Source organism: Pseudomonas koreensis, assembly GCF_036668835.1.
Taxonomy (GTDB): Bacteria; Pseudomonadota; Gammaproteobacteria; order Pseudomonadales; family Pseudomonadaceae; genus Aquipseudomonas; species Aquipseudomonas koreensis_I.
On record NZ_JAZEVW010000007.1, the window covers coordinates 72,811 to 87,619 of the forward strand.

At 59.9% G+C, this 14,809-nt stretch carries 15 protein-coding genes; 10 read left to right on the plus strand and 5 right to left on the minus strand.

Going from position 1 to position 14,809, the window contains the following annotated elements:
- Positions 1 to 7 precede the first annotated feature (7 nt).
- The 7 genes from V6F91_RS19820 (at position 8) to V6F91_RS19850 (ending at position 7,352) form a co-directional block, all read left to right on the plus strand.
- On the plus strand, positions 8 to 364 hold the full coding sequence (locus V6F91_RS19820; protein WP_090285131.1) for a DUF4398 domain-containing protein: 357 nt from the start codon (positions 8 to 10) through the stop codon (positions 362 to 364).
- Positions 361 to 1,173 carry an OmpA family protein gene (locus V6F91_RS19825; RefSeq protein WP_332767383.1) on the plus strand — a complete coding sequence of 271 codons (813 nt, stop codon included), beginning with the start codon at positions 361 to 363 and terminating at the stop codon, positions 1,171 to 1,173. Before V6F91_RS19820 ends, V6F91_RS19825 begins: the two co-directional genes overlap by 4 nt.
- 722 nt (positions 1,174 to 1,895) lie before the next feature.
- Positions 1,896 to 3,335, plus strand: coding sequence for a PLP-dependent aminotransferase family protein (locus V6F91_RS19830; RefSeq protein WP_090285127.1), 1,440 nt, complete (start codon positions 1,896 to 1,898; stop codon positions 3,333 to 3,335).
- 76 nt (positions 3,336 to 3,411) lie between these two features.
- Complete coding sequence (locus tag V6F91_RS19835) at positions 3,412 to 3,885, plus strand: translation initiation factor 2 (RefSeq protein ID WP_332767387.1); 474 nt, start codon at positions 3,412 to 3,414, stop codon at positions 3,883 to 3,885.
- A 164-nt stretch (positions 3,886 to 4,049) separates the two neighbouring features.
- Positions 4,050 to 4,304, plus strand: a complete 255-nt coding sequence (locus V6F91_RS19840) for a YkgJ family cysteine cluster protein (RefSeq protein ID WP_332767389.1) — start codon at positions 4,050 to 4,052, stop codon at positions 4,302 to 4,304.
- Positions 4,305 to 4,344: 40 nt separating this feature from the next.
- Positions 4,345 to 4,950, plus strand: coding sequence for an START domain-containing protein (locus tag V6F91_RS19845; RefSeq protein WP_332767391.1), 606 nt, complete (start codon positions 4,345 to 4,347; stop codon positions 4,948 to 4,950).
- A 308-nt stretch (positions 4,951 to 5,258) separates the two neighbouring features.
- Positions 5,259 to 7,352: an LTA synthase family protein gene (locus V6F91_RS19850; protein WP_332767393.1), complete on the plus strand. Its 2,094-nt coding sequence runs from the start codon at positions 5,259 to 5,261 to the stop codon at positions 7,350 to 7,352.
- A 70-nt stretch (positions 7,353 to 7,422) separates the two neighbouring features.
- Here V6F91_RS19850 and V6F91_RS19855 read toward each other — a convergent pair whose 3' ends face one another.
- On the minus strand, positions 7,423 to 7,581 hold the full coding sequence (locus tag V6F91_RS19855; RefSeq protein ID WP_172833327.1) for a DUF3309 family protein: 159 nt from the start codon (positions 7,579 to 7,581) through the stop codon (positions 7,423 to 7,425).
- A 299-nt stretch (positions 7,582 to 7,880) separates the two neighbouring features.
- Between V6F91_RS19855 and V6F91_RS19860 the strand changes: the two genes are divergently transcribed.
- From V6F91_RS19860 to csrA, 3 genes are all read left to right on the plus strand, one after another.
- The gene (locus tag V6F91_RS19860) at positions 7,881 to 8,696 is read left to right on the plus strand and encodes an SDR family oxidoreductase (RefSeq protein ID WP_332767395.1); all 816 of its coding nucleotides are present in this window, start codon (positions 7,881 to 7,883) and stop codon (positions 8,694 to 8,696) included.
- A 63-nt stretch (positions 8,697 to 8,759) separates the two neighbouring features.
- Complete coding sequence (locus tag V6F91_RS19865) at positions 8,760 to 9,092, plus strand: YnfA family protein (protein WP_008088571.1); 333 nt, start codon at positions 8,760 to 8,762, stop codon at positions 9,090 to 9,092.
- A gap of 135 nt (positions 9,093 to 9,227) precedes the next feature.
- Entirely contained in the window at positions 9,228 to 9,413 is a 186-nt protein-coding gene (gene csrA / locus V6F91_RS19870; protein ID WP_090285114.1) for a carbon storage regulator CsrA, read from the plus strand.
- A 3-nt stretch (positions 9,414 to 9,416) separates the two neighbouring features.
- Here csrA and V6F91_RS19875 read toward each other — a convergent pair whose 3' ends face one another.
- The 4 genes from V6F91_RS19875 to V6F91_RS19890 all read right to left on the minus strand — a co-directional run bounded on the left by V6F91_RS19875 (position 9,417) and on the right by V6F91_RS19890 (position 14,687).
- Positions 9,417 to 9,644, minus strand: coding sequence for a YheU family protein (locus tag V6F91_RS19875; protein ID WP_003172962.1), 228 nt, complete (start codon positions 9,642 to 9,644; stop codon positions 9,417 to 9,419).
- 170 nt (positions 9,645 to 9,814) lie between these two features.
- On the minus strand, positions 9,815 to 11,005 hold the full coding sequence (locus tag V6F91_RS19880) for an osmoprotectant NAGGN system M42 family peptidase (RefSeq protein WP_332767402.1): 1,191 nt from the start codon (positions 11,003 to 11,005) through the stop codon (positions 9,815 to 9,817).
- A gap of 160 nt (positions 11,006 to 11,165) precedes the next feature.
- On the minus strand, positions 11,166 to 12,911 hold the full coding sequence (ngg, locus tag V6F91_RS19885) for an N-acetylglutaminylglutamine synthetase (protein ID WP_332767404.1): 1,746 nt from the start codon (positions 12,909 to 12,911) through the stop codon (positions 11,166 to 11,168).
- A 3-nt stretch (positions 12,912 to 12,914) separates the two neighbouring features.
- Positions 12,915 to 14,687 (minus strand): N-acetylglutaminylglutamine amidotransferase, encoded by a 1,773-nt coding sequence (locus tag V6F91_RS19890; protein ID WP_332767406.1) that lies wholly within the window; start codon positions 14,685 to 14,687, stop codon positions 12,915 to 12,917.
- Positions 14,688 to 14,809 lie beyond the last annotated feature (122 nt).

Here is a 14,809-nt window from a genome sequence, read left to right on the forward strand (position 1 = left end):
ATTCTTAGTGAGTATTCGACCTCTTTTCGCGGCCGTGGCCGTTCTGGCTCTGGCCGGTTGCGCGACTGATCCGGCACCCATCGAACAAATGCGTCTGACCGAGCAGGCCATCACTCAGGCCAAGGCCGTTGGCGCCACGGCCGACGAAGTGCCGGAAATGAAACTGGCAGAAACCAAGTACACCCGCGCCAGAGGCAACATGGCCGACCAGTCTTACCGCAACGCGCGGATGCGCGCCGAGCAGGCTGAACTGGACGCCCGACTGGCCGAAGCCAAGGTGCTGACCCAGAAAAGTGAAGAGCAATTGAATGTACTGAACACCCGCATCACCCGACTGCGCAAGCAACTGGGGAATGCCCAATGAACCTGTCAGCGAAAATCCTCGGCAGTCTGATCCTCGTCGGCTGCGCCAGCCTTGCAGGCTGCGCCGGGCAGCACAGCGAAGAGGCTTTGCAGCAGGCTGGCGGCGACTTCCAGAAGGTCAAGGAAGATTCGAACGTGTTGCGTATCGCGCCCAAAGACGTGATTCGGGCCGGTGAGTCTTTGGCCCGTGCCGATCGTTTGTCGACCTATTGGGGCAGCGGTTCGGACGTGGTGCATTACGCTTATCTGAGCCAGCGTTACAGCGAAATTGCTCGTGAGCATACCAATCAGGTGCTCAACGAAGAGCGCGCAGCCAAGCTGGAGCTGGAGCGTCAGCGTCTGCAACTGGCCTTGCGCGAATCGAAGCTGTTGAGTGTGCAGCAGCAGGGCAAGTGGCTTGAGGAGCAGATCGTTGCGTTGGCGACTACGCAGACTGATCGGGGTCTGGTGATGACCTTGGGCGATGTGCTGTTCGATACCGGTGAGGCGGAGCTGAAGAATTCGGCCAATCGGGTGGTGCTGAAGATTGTGCAGTTTCTGCAGTTGAATCCCAAGCGGGTGGTGCGGATCGAGGGTTATACCGACAGTACCGGGGGCAAGCAGGAGAATCTCAAACTGTCGCGCGACCGTGCGCAGTCGGTGGCGGATGTGTTGATTGACCTGGGCATTGATGACAAGCGGATTCAGGTTGAGGGGTATGGGGATGAGTACCCTGTGGACGCCAATGCTTCCGAGCGTGGGCGTGCGCAGAATCGTCGGGTTGAGATTGTTTTTTCTGATGAAAAGGGGCAGCTCGGGGCGGCTCGCTAGGTTGGCCTTGGCGGCCTCTGGGCCGACCAGGCTCTGGTTGGTTTGGCGTGTATATCCGTTGATGCGGGTGGTGCTGATGGAGGTTTCGCCCTTACGGCGAGTCACCTTTTCCAGACGCCGAAAAGGTAACCGAAAAGGCTTGCTCCTGCGTTCGGCCCTCGCAGGCTCGGGTCCCTTCGCTCCGGGATCGATCCGGGCGCAGCGGCTACGGTTTGCTGCGCTGCACCTACGTCCGCTGTGTCTGGCTGCGCCAGACGGTCGCTGCGCTCCCACGCCCGGATCAATCCCTGCGCTCAGCCTTCCGATGTCGCTGGCCAGGCAAGATCAAAAGCACTCGAGCTGGCGCTCATTGTTGAGTGGTTAGAAGCGGGTGGTTGGCTTGGGAATTGTGGTGGGGCTGGCCCTCACCCCAGCCCTCTCCCGGAGGGAGAGGGCGCCTATTTGTGGGCTGTTCAAAATCTGAGTACGACTCGGTATTTCGGGTTGGCGTATCTCTTTCATCCACCCCGGTCAGTCCCCTCTCCCTCCGGGAGAGGGCTAGGGTGAGAGCGCTTTTGATCTTGCCCCAAAATAAATCGACCACTTCTCAAAAAACAGTACAGTCCTCGCAGACACCGCACTGTATCGTCGACTAAAGTGACAACTGTCCCAGTACACTTCTAAACTGTTCCGGTATTGTTTCGCACAAGAATAAAATCGCCCGTGAAATCGAGTGCTGCGTCATGACCAATCTCTTGCTCTACCAACGTATTGCTCAGCAGCTGGCCGAGGATATTCGGCGTGGCGTTTATCAGCCGGGGGAGCGGGTGCCTTCGGTGCGAAAGATGAGTTCGCAGCTCAATGTCAGCCATGCGACGGTGTTGCAGGCTTACGCCAATCTTGAGGATCAGGGCTTGATCCGGGCGCGGCCGCAGTCGGGTTATTACGTGCACCAGACGCCAGCGCTGACGGCGCCGACTCCGGACATTGCGCGGGTTGAGCGGCCGGGGCTGGTGACGCGCAGCAGTATCATTCAGCAGGTTTTGGTGGAGTCGCGTCGTGAAGGCGTGTTTCCGCTCGGCGCGGCGGTGCCGAGTGTCGACTACTTGCCGGTGCGCGCGTTGCACCAGCAATTGGCCAAGGTCACCCGTTTCCATAGTCCGCGCGCTTTCAGTTACATGTTCAGCCCCGGTTTTGAACCGTTGCGCCGGCAGGTGGCGATTCGCATGCGCGACGCTGGGGTGGTGGTCGATCCGTCTGAAGTGGTGATTACTCACGGTTGTGTCGATGCCCTGCAAATGTCATTGCGGGTGTTGACCCGGCCGGGGGATCTGATCGCTGCTGAATCTCCGACCTATTACGGCCTGCTGCAATTGGCCGATCTGCTCGGTCTCAAAGTCATCGAAATACCTAGCGATCCCGCTACTGGTATGAGCCTGGAAGCGCTGCAACTGGCGGCCAACCAGTGGTCGATCAAGGCGTTGGTGCTGACTACGCGCCTGAGCAATCCGCTGGGCGGGACCATGCCCGAGGAGCGGCAGAAACAACTGCTGCGGCTGGCCTCGGATTTCGATATCCAGATCGTTGAGGACGATATCTACGGCGAGCTGATGTTCGAGCAGGGCAAGACCAAAGCGCTCAAGGCCTATGACCGCCTGGATCGGGTTATCTACTGTTCGAGCTTTTCCAAGACCCTGTCGCCGGGTGTGCGGATCGGCTGGATGATCGCTGGCAAGTATCAGCAGGAAATCCAGCGCTTGCAGACTTTCAGCACGCATTCGGCCTGCAGTGTCACGCAGATGGCGATTGCCGCTTATCTGGAAAACGGCGGCTATGACCGGCATTTACGGTACATCCGCCAGGAATATCGGAAAAACCTCAGCGCCTTCCAGTTGGCGGTGCAGCAGCACTTCCCCGAAGGCACACAAATGACCCGGCCCACGGGCGGTTTCATTCTTTGGGTGAGCTTGCCGGGACGGGTCAATACGCAGGAATTGCATGTTCGCGCGTTGCAGCAGGGCATCAGCATTGCGCCGGGGCTGATCTTCAGTAATACCGAGCAATTCAACCACTGTATCCGCCTGAACTGCGGCATTCCGTGGAACCGCGAGGCAGAACGGGCGTTGATGACGCTGGGGCTGTTGGCGACGCAACTGTGCCAGGAAACCGCTGGCGGATTCTGAACGAGCGGCAGGTCAGGCTTGTCTTGTCGCGCGCAAAAAGCGAGCATGTGGCCCTCTGCCTCAGTTCGTTGGGTCCATGAAAGCGATTGTTCCTGCCGCGTGGGTTTTGCTGGGTTTGTTGATGATCGGTCAGGCGCCGAGTGTCATGGCGGCTGCCACCCAGGAAAAACCGGCTGCAACCAGTGCGAGCAAGAAAACCGCGAAAACTGCAGCGCCGGTCAAGAAAGCGCAGTCGAAAAAAGCCGCCACTGTGAAAAAGCGCCGCCCGGTAGCCTCGAAATCGAAACCTGCCAGCGAAGTCGCAAAAACCCGATTGCCGAAGGCGAAGCTTGATCTAAGCCTGCCCAAGGACATGGTTGAAGAGTTGAAGCCCAAGGGCACCGTAGAGTTGCCCAAGCGCGAGGCGATTCTGCCGCAGATGTTTGGCGAAAAGGACAGCGGCTTCCAACTCAACGGTCGCTTGCTCAGCAACGAAATGCAGTTGCAACTGCGCAATGACGAACGCCGCGAAGTTGAAGGCGCGGCGCTGGATTTCGAATTCAAACAGTAAATGACACCTGCCTGTAACCCACAGAACAGACGCTTTGTCGGAGACTGCTCAGTCACTTTCATTTATCGCTGAAAACCCGCCGCAGACAATTTGAAACAGCCGTTTTAGCGGTTACTCTGTTTCCCGTCTCTTTACACATCGCCCGTTGCGAGGATCTGTTGGTCATGAAATGCCGTGAAGGCTGTGGCGCTTGCTGCATTGCCCCTTCCATCAGTTCGCCGATTCCCGGCATGCCCGATGGCAAACCTGCCGGCGAACGTTGCGTGCAGCTGTCGGTCGATAACCTGTGCAACATTTTCGGCCGCCCGGAGCGTCCGCCCGTGTGCTCAGGCTTCGCTGCCGACGTCGAGGTCTGTGGCAGCAGCGCCGAAGAAGCGATCAGGCTGATCGGTTGGTGGGAGCAGATGACCGCGGCGTGATGTGTCAAGGCAACGGAACTTCAACAATAAGGAAAAGACTATGGGTTCGCTGCATCGTATCGCTGTGTTGTGTGGTTTGACCGCTGTGCTGGCCACCTCGGTTGCTCAGGCTGAAGACTGGAAGGTCGCCAAGAACGAGGACGGCATCAAGGTCTCGCTGAGCGAGATACCCGGCTCGGACTACAAGTCCTATCAGGGCGTCGCGCTGATGAAGACCACCATCGCCAAATTGCGCGCGCTGCAGGAAGACGTCGCCGGTGCCTGCGCCTGGATTCACGAATGCAAAAGCCAGAAACTGCTTAAGCACGAAGGCGACCAGAGCTGGACCTACACCCAGTTCAATACGCCGTGGCCGGTCACTCCGCGTGATTCGGTGTTGCGCATCACCACCGTCGAAGGCGCCGATGGCAGCCTGACCCGCAATCTCGAAGGTGTGCCGACTTATCTTCCCGAAGAAAAAGGTTTTGTGCGGGTGCAGCAGGTCAAAGGTTTCTGGAAGTTCGTACCCAAGGGCGATCAGGTCGAAGTGACTTATCAAGTGCACACCGAACCAGGCGGCAGCGTGCCGGCCATGGTTGCCAACAAGTTCGTTGTCGACGCCCCATTCAATACCCTGAAAGCCTTGAAACAACGCGCCGAGAAATAATCCGCGCAACTTTGAAATAAACGCCCCGATTGATTCGGGGCGTTTCGTTTCCGGCTTTATTGTGTTTCCAGATATGCGTTGGACGAAATTTTCACAAAGTGTTCCCGACAATTCGCCCGCGCCGTTGCCTCGCTGTCAGGGCTCTGAATGAAAGCATCTGGCGGCGCGGCAGTAATCAATGGCAATGGTGCGGGTGATCGTGCAACATTTGCCCACCGCGCACGCCCCGGGGTCTGGAATGACCAATAGAGGGCTTGGCGCCGCTTCATTCTCTGCAACTTCAACCTTCCAATGGGTCCTAAAACGACATGGCAAACCCGGACGCCCTGAATCAGCAGCGATCTTCCAGTCGCCTGCTGCAACCGACCGTCAAATCGCATCTGGCCTACACGCTGCTTTGTGCGCTGGTCATGATGGTGATGTTTTCCGTGCTGCGCCTCGCGCTGCTGGTCTACAACCGCGAGATGATCCTCGACACCCCGGTCTCGACCTTCCTTGAAGCGTTCGTCAACGGCCTGCGTTTCGACCTGCGCCTGGTGGTCTACCTGTGCATTCCGCTGGTACTGGCGCTGTTCAGTGCCCGGGCCATGGCTGCGCGCGGTTTTTTCCGCCTGTGGCTGACTATTGCGTCGAGCATTGCGCTGTTCCTCGGCCTGATGGAGATGGACTTCTACCGCGAGTTTCACCAGCGCCTTAACGGTCTGGTGTTCCAGTACGTGAAGGAAGACCCGAAAACCGTGATGAGCATGCTCTGGTACGGTTTCCCGGTGGTTCGCTATCTGCTGGCGTGGGTCATCGGTACGGTCATTCTGACCCTCGCGTTCAAAGGCGCCGACCGCGCCACCCGCCCGCGCGGGCCGTTCAGCGGCGGCAGTGTCAGCTCGCGTCAGGTGGCGCCGTGGTACACCCGTCTGGCGGTCTTCGTGGTCTGCCTGCTGATCTGCGTAGTCGCTGCGCGCGGCACCTTGCGTCAGGGCCCGCCCATGCGTTGGGGCGACGTGTACACCACCGATTCCAACTTCGCCAACCAGCTCGGCCTCAATGGCACGCTGTCGCTGATCGCTGCGGCCAAGGCGCGCATGGGCGAGGACCGCGACAATATCTGGAAAGCCACGTTGCCGCAGGAACAGGCGCAAAAAGTGGTGCGCGACATGCTGCTGATGCCGGACGACAAACTGGTCGACGCCGACATCGCGGCGGTGCGCCGTGACTACATGCCGCCGGCCGACAAGACCCTGCCGATCAAGAACGTCGTTGTGATCCTGATGGAAAGCATGGCCGGTCACTCGGTCGGTGCGCTGGGCGCGCCGGGCAATATCACGCCTTATCTGGACAAGCTGTCGAAGGAAGGCCTGCTGTTCGACCGCTTCTTCTCCAACGGCACGCACACCCACCAGGGCATGTTCGCGACCATGGCCTGCTTCCCCAATCTGCCGGGTTTCGAATACCTGATGCAGACCCCGGAAGGCAGCCACAAGTTGTCCGGCCTGCCGCAGTTGCTCAGCGCGCGTGACTACGACGATGTGTATGTCTACAACGGCGACTTCGCGTGGGACAACCAGTCGGGCTTCTTCAGCAACCAGGGCATGACCAACTTCGTCGGCCGCAACGACTTCGTCAACCCGGTGTTCTCCGACCCGACGTGGGGCGTGTCCGACCAGGACATGTTCGACCGTGGTCTGCAGGAACTGAAGGCGCGGGAAAACGGCAAGCCGTTCTACGCGCTGCTGCAAACCCTGTCCAACCACACGCCATACGCCTTGCCGACGCCATTGCCGGTCGAGCGCGTGACTGACCGTGGCAGCCTCAATGAACACCTGACCGCCATGCGCTACTCCGACTGGGCGCTGGGCCAGTTCTTCGAGAAGGCGCGCAAGGAGAAGTACTTCAACGAAACCCTGTTTGTCGTCGTTGGTGACCACGGCTTCGGCAACGAGCGCCAGATCACCGAAATGGACCTGGGCCGCTTCAACGTGCCGATGCTGATGATTGCACCGGGCATTCAGCAGAAGTTCGGCACGCGTGACCATACCGTCGGTACGCAGATCGACATCGTGCCGACCATCATGGGCCGTCTCGGTGGCGAAGTGCGGCACCAGTGCTGGGGCCGCGACCTGCTCAATCTGCCACAGGGCGATACCGGTTTCGGTGTGATCAAGCCATCGGGCAGCGAGCAGACCACGGCGATTGTCACCGCCGACCAGATTCTGGTGTTGCCGCGCGACAAAGACATGGGGCCGAAAATCTGGCAATACCAGCTCGGTGCCAATCCGCACGCCGAAGTGGTGCCGAATGCACCGCGTACTGCCGAACTGAAACTCAAGCTCGAAGCGTTCCTGCAAACCGCGACCAAGAGCCTGCTGGATAACACCGCCGGTGTGATTCACGGCAAGCCGGACTGATTGCTGTTGAAAAACGCGCAATAAAAAAGAGGCCCTGAACAGGGCCTCTTTTTTTTACAGCTTCAAATCGTCATATCTTGCCGAGTAACAACAACACCAACAGCACGACCAGTACGACACCGATGATGCCCGACGGACCATAACCCCAACTTCTGGAGTGCGGGAAGACCGGCAGACCACCGATCAGCAACAGGATCAGGATGATGATAAGAATTGTGCCCATGTCTATTTCCTTGTTGGTAATGTCGAGAAGTCTTGATGTTCGAGGGCGACTGGATACCAAGTAATTCCAGGCTGCTTACAAGTTCCGACTTGCCTCCATGAGAAAAAATTCAATGTTTTTTTAATGTATTTGGGTTGCAGCGTTATTTCTTTTTTTCGTTCGGCTAGTTCAGAACTTACTCGGCCTCTTTGAATCCAACGCGCCCCGGTTTGCACTCACCATTCAGCAATCTGATGGAGCGTGGGTGGTGGCCGAACGTTCGCTACACTCGGCGCATCTTTCCCGGAACAACAAGGCTGTCTGCTATGCAAAATCGCATGATGATCACTGGCGCGGGCTCGGGGCTGGGTCGCGAAATCGCGCTGCGCTGGGCGCGTGAGGGCTGGCAACTGGCGTTGTCCGACGTCAGCGAACCGGGCCTTCAAGAAACCCTGAAGCTGGTCCGCGAGGCCGGCGGTGACGGCTTTATCCAGCGCTGCGATGTGCGCGATTACAGCCAGCTCACGGCATTCGCCCAAGCGTGTGAAGAGAAACTCGGCGGCATCGACATCATCGTCAATAACGCCGGCGTGGCCTCGGGCGGTTTCTTCAGCGAGTTGTCGCTGGAAGACTGGGACTGGCAGATCGCGATCAACCTGATGGGCGTAGTCAAGGGCTGCAAGGCGTTCCTGCCGCTGCTCGAACAGAGCAAAGGCAAGATCATCAACATCGCCTCCATGGCGGCGCTGATGCAGGGGCCGGCCATGAGCAACTACAACGTGGCCAAGGCCGGTGTGGTGGCGCTTTCGGAAAGTCTGTTGATCGAACTGGCGCAACAGGAAGTCGGTGTGCACGTGGTTTGCCCGTCGTTCTTCCAGACCAACCTGCTCGATTCATTCCGCGGGCCGACTCCAGCCATGAAAGCCCAAGTAGGCAAATTGCTGGAAAGTTCGCCGATCAGCGCCGCGGATATCGCCGACTACATCTATCAGCAAGTGGTCGCCGGTGAATTCATGATCCTGCCCCACGAACAAGGGCGCATGGCCTGGGCGATCAAGCAGAAGAACCCGCAGTTGCTCTATAACGAAATGACCAGTATGGCCGAGAAAATGCGCGCCAAGGCCAAACAGAACAACGGCTGAACTTGCCCGCAGCACACGGCGTCGTTAGGGTGGCCGCAACGGTCACCCTGTCGAGACGCATCGATGCTCAATTACTTGTGGTTCTTCCTCGCGGCGCTGTTCGAGATCGCCGGTTGTTTCGCCTTCTTCATGTGGCTGCGCCAGGGCAAAAGTGCGCTGTGGGTGATTCCAGCACTGTTGAGTCTGACGCTGTTCGCACTCCTGCTGACCCGCGTTGAAGCCAACTACGCCGGGCGCGCGTATGCCGCTTACGGCGGAATCTACATCGTCGCTTCGATTGGCTGGCTGATGGTGGTCGAGCGAGTGCGCCCATTGGGCTCTGACTGGATCGGTGTGGCGCTGTGCGTGATCGGCGCCAGCGTGATCCTGTTCGGGCCGCGTTTTTCAGCGGCTTGAGGTTGTTTTGCAGGAAACGTCTGACGGCTCTGAGCGCGCAAGGCTGTAAGGCAAAACTGATTTGCCTGCTGCGCATTGTGCCGACGCCGCAAGCCGCGCATCTTCAGGGTTCGCTAACCCTGAAGGACCTATCTCATGCTTGTACTCAGCCGTGTCGTTGGTGAGTTGATTTCAATCGGTGACGACATTTCCCTGCGCGTTCTGTCGGTCAATGGCTCCAGCGTGCGCTTTGGCGTCGAAGCCCCGCAAAACGTGCATGTGCATCGCTCCGAAGTCTACGACCGGATCAAGCGCAAGGAAGGCGTGCAAAAGGTTCGCTGAGCGTCAGTCGAACAAATGCTTGGGTACATCGTGCTTGAGCATCAACTGGCACTGCTCGCTTTCCGGGTCGAACACGATCAAGGCCTGACCCTTGGTCAGCGCCTGGCGTACGCGCAGAACGCGGGTTTCCAGCGGTGTGTCATCACCGTTGTCGGTGCCATCGCGAGTGACGAAATCCTCGATCAGGCGGGTGAGAGTGTCGACTTCAAGCGCGTCGTGGGGAATCAGCATGGGCACCTCGGTCAAATCAATGGTGCGATGCTACGGCGATTGGGGTTGGTCTGCCAGTTTTGTGTTGGCGGGGCAGGCCTCTTCGCGAGCAGGCTCGCTCCCACATGTAAAATGCGATTCCCTGTGGGAGCGAGCCTGCTCGCGAAGGCGGTTATCTGCTCACCCAAGGCTCAACTGTCGGAGCGCTGCCCCACCAGGCTGTCCACCGGCGGCACCCGCGTTTCGCTCTCCATCTGCGTGTCATGTTCGATCTGATGACTGAAGCGGTCCAGCGAGGCATTGGCCGGCGCCGCATCGCTGGCGAACACCGGCGGGCTCAGAATGTAAGCACCCAGCAAGCGGCTCAACGCCGCCAGACTGTCGATGTGCGTACGTTCATAACCGTGAGTCGCATCGCAGCCAAAGGCGAGCAGGGCGGTGCGGATGTCGTGCCCGGCCGTTACTGCCGAATGCGCGTCACTGAAGTAATAGCGGAACATGTCGCGGCGCACCGGCAATTCGTGTTCGCCGGCCAGGCGCAACAAGTGCCGCGACAAGTGGTAGTCGTACGGCCCGCCGGAATCCTGCATCGCCACGCTGACCGTATGTTCGCTGGAATGCTGGCCAGGCGCGACCGGGGCGATGTCGATGCCGACGAACTCACTGACGTCCCACGGCAATGCCGCCGCCGCGCCGCTGCCGGTTTCTTCGGTAATGGTGAATAGCGGATGGCAGTCGATCATCAATTCCTGGCCGCTGTCGATGATGGACTTGAGGGCGGCAAGCAGCGCCGCGACACCGGCCTTGTCATCCAGGTGACGGGCGCTGATATGGCCGCTTTCGGTGAACTCCGGCAGCGGATCGAACGCGACTACGTCACCGACGTTGATACCCAGCGACTCGCAATCAGCCTTGGTCGTGCAGTACGCGTCAAGGCGCAGCTCGACGTGATCCCAACTGATCGGCATTTCATCGACCTGGGTGTTGAACGCATGCCCAGACGCCATCAGCGGCAAGACACTGCCGCGAATCACGCCGCTGTCGGTAAACAGGCTGACGCGGCTGCCTTCGGCGAAGCGGCTCGACCAGCAGCCAACCGGGGCGAGGGTCAGGCGGCCGTTGTCCTTGACCGCGCGGACCGCGGCACCAATGGTGTCGAGGTGCGCCGAGACGGCGCGGTCCGGGCTGTTCTTCTTGCCCTTGAGCGTGGCGCGAATGGTTCCGCGCCGGGTCATTTCGAACGGGATGCCGAGTTCTTCCAGACGCTCGGCGACGTAGCGCACGATGGTGTCGGTGAAGCCGGTGGGGCTGGGAATGGCGAGCATTTCCAGCAAGACTTTTTGCAGGTAGTTCAGATCCGGTTCGGGGATTTGCAGGGTCATGGAAACTCCTGATGGGTTGAGCACACCGATGGTTTCGATGAGGGGGATATGCGGTGTCTGATGCTGCCCCTTCGCGAGCAGGCTCGCTCCCACATTGAAATGCATTCCCTGTGGGAGCTAGCCTGCTAGCGATAGCGGTGGTGCATTCAGCACATCGCTGTCAGACCGCCGCTTGACTATGCGGAAACAACAGATCGACAAAGCGTTCTGCCGTCGGTTGCGGCTCGTGGTTGGCCAGGCCGGCGCGTTCGTTGGCTTCGATAAAAACGTAGTCCGGCTGATCCGCCGCCGGCACCATCAGGTCGAGGCCGACCATCGGGATATCCAGCGCCCGTGCCGCCCGCACTGCTGCGTCGACAAGGGTCGGATGCAAAATCGCCGTGACATCTTCCAGCGTGCCGCCGGTGTGCAGATTGGCGGTGCGCCGCACGAACAGATGTTCGCCGGCCGGCAGAATACTGTCGTAGTCGTACCCGGCCGCGTGCAAGGTGCGTTCGGTTTCGTGGTCGACAGGGATTTTGCTTTCGCCACCGGTAGCGGCTTGCCGACGCCGGCTCTGCGCCTCGATCAGCGCACCGATCGAATGCTGACCGTCACCGATCACTTCGGCAGGCTTGCGGATGGCCGCCGCGACCACTTCGAAACCGATTACCACGATGCGCAGATCAAGGCCTTCATGGAAGCTCTCGAGCAGCACCCGGCTATCGAATTGGCGCGCGGCTTCGATGGCTTGCTGCACGTCTTCGATGGTCTGCAGATCGACCGCCACGCCCTGGCCCTGTTCGCCATCGAGCGGCTTGACCACCACTCGCTGATGCTCGTCGAGAAAGGCCAGATTGTCATCGGCATTACCCGCCAGTTGTTGCGCGGGCAGATTCAGCCCGGCGGCTTTCAGCACCTTGTGGGTCAGGCTTTTGTCCTGGCACAGGGTCATGCTGATCGCGCTGGTCAGGTCGCTCAACGATTCACGGCAGCGCACCCGGCGCGCGCCATGGCTGAGGGTAAACAGCCCGGCGTCGGCGTCATCGACCTGCACGTCGATACCGCGTCGATGGGCTTCCTCGACAATGATTCGCGCATATGGATTGAATTGTGCCTCTGGCCCCGGGCCAAGAAACAGCGGCTGGTTGATGCCGTTCTTGCGCTTGATGGCGAAGGTCGGCAGGTTGCGGAAACCGAGCTTGGCGTAGAGATTTTTCGCCTGACGGTTATCGTGCAGCACCGACAGGTCGAGGTAGCTCAGCCCGCGACTCATGAAATGCTCGATCAGGTGCCGCACCAGCACCTCACCGACACCCGGACGCGAGCATTGCGGGTCAACGGCCAGACACCACAGGCTGCTGCCGTTTTCCGGATCGTTGAACGCGTTGTGATGATTGAGGCCCATGACGCTGCCGATCACCGCGCCACTGTCTTCATCCTCGGCCAGCCAGTACACCGGGCCGCCCTGATAATGAGGGGTCAGCAACTCAGGATCGATCGGCAACATGCCGCGCGCCTGATACAAGCGGTTGATGCCTTGCCAGTCCGCCTCGCTCTGCGCACGTCGAATGCGAAAGCCGCGAAACACTCGCGTGGACTGGCGGTAATCGCTGAACCACAGGCGCAATGTGTCCGATGGATCAAGAAACAGCTGCGTCGGCTCGAGGCCGAGGATCTGCTGCGGCGCGGCGACGTACAGTGCAATGTCGCGCTCGCCGGGTTGTTCGTTGAGCAGTTCCTGCGCCAGCGACGCGGGGTCGGGGAAGGTATGGCCGATCAGCAACCGGCCCCAGCCGCAATGCACGGCAATCGGGGCGCAGGGCAGGGTGCTGCCGTCTTCGGCCAGACGCGCTTGCAGACGTTCGTACGACGGCGCCTGACCACGCAGCAGGCGTTGGTTGATGGACGTGGCATGGGGTTTCATCAATCAGATTCCTTGTTCACTGAGCCACAGGTTCAGCGCCGCCAGTTGCCACAGTTTCGAACCGCGCAAGGGGGTCAGTTGGCCTTGAGGATCAGTCAGAAGCTTGTCGAGCATGCTCGGGTTGAACAGGCCGCGATCCTGACTCGGATCGAGCAGCAGTTCGCGCACCCAGTTGAGCGTGTCACCCTGCAAATGCTTGAGGCCAGGCACCGGGAAGTAGCCTTTCTTGCGGTCGATCACTTCACTCGGAATGACCCGGCGCGCAGCTTCCTTGAGCACCTGTTTGCCGCCATCGGGCAGCTTGAACTGGCCGGGCACACGGGCCGACAGTTCGACCAGCCGATAATCGAGAAACGGCGTGCGCGCCTCCAGGCCCCAGGCCATGGTCATATTGTCGACACGCTTGACCGGGTCGTCGACCAGCATCACCGTGCTGTCCAGGCGCAGGGCCTTGTCCACCGCCGCATCAGCGCCGGGCTGGGCGAAGTGTTCCTTGACGAAGTCACCGGCGGCGTCATTGGCGGTCAGCCATTTCGGCTGCACGGTGGCGGCGTAGTCGTCGTAGCTGCGGTCGAAAAATGCCGCGCGATAAGCTGCGTACGGATCGGCTGCACCGTCGACTTGCGGATACCAGTGGTAACCGGCAAACAATTCGTCGGCACCCTGACCGCTCTGCACCACCTTGCAATGCTTGGCCACTTCCCGCGACAGCAGGTAAAAGGCGATGCAGTCGTGGCTGACCATCGGCTCGCTCATCGCGCGGAACGCGGCGGGCAGTTGCTCAATGATCTCTTTTTCGTCGATACGCAGTTGGTGGTGCTGAGTGCCGTAGTGTTTGGCGATCAGGTCGGAATACTGGAACTCGTCACCGCGTTCGCCGCCAGCGTCCTGAAAACCGATGGAAAAGGTCGACAGGTTCTCCACGCCGACTTCACGCAACAGGCCGACGAGCATGCTCGAATCGACACCGCCGGAGAGCAACACACCGACATCGACTGCGGCGCGTTGACGAATTGCCACGGCTTCGCGAGTGCTGTCGAGGACGCGGTCGACCCAGTCTTCCAGGTTGAGATTTTTCTCGTCTTCGTGCGGGCCGTAGGGCAGGGTCCACCAGGTTTTCTGCTCGGTGCTGCCGTCGGCTTCGACGCGCATCCAGCTCGCTGGTGGCAGCTTTTCGATCCCGGCCAGCAGCGTGCGCGGCGCCGGCACCACGGCATGGAAATTCAGGTAGTGATTGAGCGCCACCGGATCGAGAATCGGGTTGATGTCGCCGCCCTTGAGCAGCGCCGGCAGGGCCGAGGCGAAACGCAGGCGTTGACCGGTGCGCGACAGGTACAGCGGCTTCACGCCGAGACGGTCACGGGCGATGAACAGACGCTGCGCGTCGCGCTCCCAAATGGCGAAGGCGAACATGCCATTGAGCTTGGGCAGCAGCGCTTCGCCCCAGGCGTGATAACCCTTGAGCAGCACTTCGGTGTCGCCGCCGGAATAGAACGCGTAACCCAGCGCTTCCAGCTCGGCGCGCAGTTCCGGAAAGTTATAAATGGCGCCGTTGAAGGCCAGCGACAGGCCCAGTTGGCTGTCGATCATCGGCTGCGCCGAGCCGTCCGACAGGTCCATGATTTTCAGGCGCCGATGGCCCAGGGCAATCGGCCCTTGGGCATGGAAGCCCCACGCGTCAGGGCCGCGCGGGGCCAGGTGATGGGTGATGCGCTCGATGGCTGCAAGGTCTGCAGGTTGTTGATCAAAACGTAACTCGCCAGCTAATCCACACATAAAATCCTTACCGGTTTTTCCGTTGGGGAGGGGGCAAACGGCACCTCGCCAAAAGGGCGGGTACTCAGAAACTGACCCGCCACGGTAGGTGGAGTTTTAGAACGATAAGTTATAAGCCGCGG

Excerpts from the sequence above, each read along its gene's own strand:
- V6F91_RS19830 (WP_090285127.1), top strand. The coding sequence starts at position 1,896 with ATGACCAATCTCTTGCTCTACCAACGTATTGCTCAGCAGCTGGCCGAG.
- V6F91_RS19890 (WP_332767406.1), bottom strand. The coding sequence starts at position 14,687 with ATGTGTGGATTAGCTGGCGAGTTACGTTTTGATCAACAACCTGCAGAC.
- V6F91_RS19845 (WP_332767391.1), top strand. The coding sequence starts at position 4,345 with ATGGGTTCGCTGCATCGTATCGCTGTGTTGTGTGGTTTGACCGCTGTG.
- ngg (WP_332767404.1), bottom strand. The coding sequence starts at position 12,911 with ATGAAACCCCATGCCACGTCCATCAACCAACGCCTGCTGCGTGGTCAG.
- V6F91_RS19850 (WP_332767393.1), top strand. The coding sequence starts at position 5,259 with ATGGCAAACCCGGACGCCCTGAATCAGCAGCGATCTTCCAGTCGCCTG.
- V6F91_RS19880 (WP_332767402.1), bottom strand. The coding sequence starts at position 11,005 with ATGACCCTGCAAATCCCCGAACCGGATCTGAACTACCTGCAAAAAGTC.
- csrA (WP_090285114.1), top strand. The coding sequence starts at position 9,228 with ATGCTTGTACTCAGCCGTGTCGTTGGTGAGTTGATTTCAATCGGTGAC.
- V6F91_RS19835 (WP_332767387.1), top strand. The coding sequence starts at position 3,412 with ATGAAAGCGATTGTTCCTGCCGCGTGGGTTTTGCTGGGTTTGTTGATG.
- V6F91_RS19840 (WP_332767389.1), top strand. The coding sequence starts at position 4,050 with ATGAAATGCCGTGAAGGCTGTGGCGCTTGCTGCATTGCCCCTTCCATC.
- V6F91_RS19860 (WP_332767395.1), top strand. The coding sequence starts at position 7,881 with ATGCAAAATCGCATGATGATCACTGGCGCGGGCTCGGGGCTGGGTCGC.
- V6F91_RS19875 (WP_003172962.1), bottom strand. The coding sequence starts at position 9,644 with ATGCTGATTCCCCACGACGCGCTTGAAGTCGACACTCTCACCCGCCTG.
- V6F91_RS19865 (WP_008088571.1), top strand. The coding sequence starts at position 8,760 with ATGCTCAATTACTTGTGGTTCTTCCTCGCGGCGCTGTTCGAGATCGCC.
- V6F91_RS19825 (WP_332767383.1), top strand. The coding sequence starts at position 361 with ATGAACCTGTCAGCGAAAATCCTCGGCAGTCTGATCCTCGTCGGCTGC.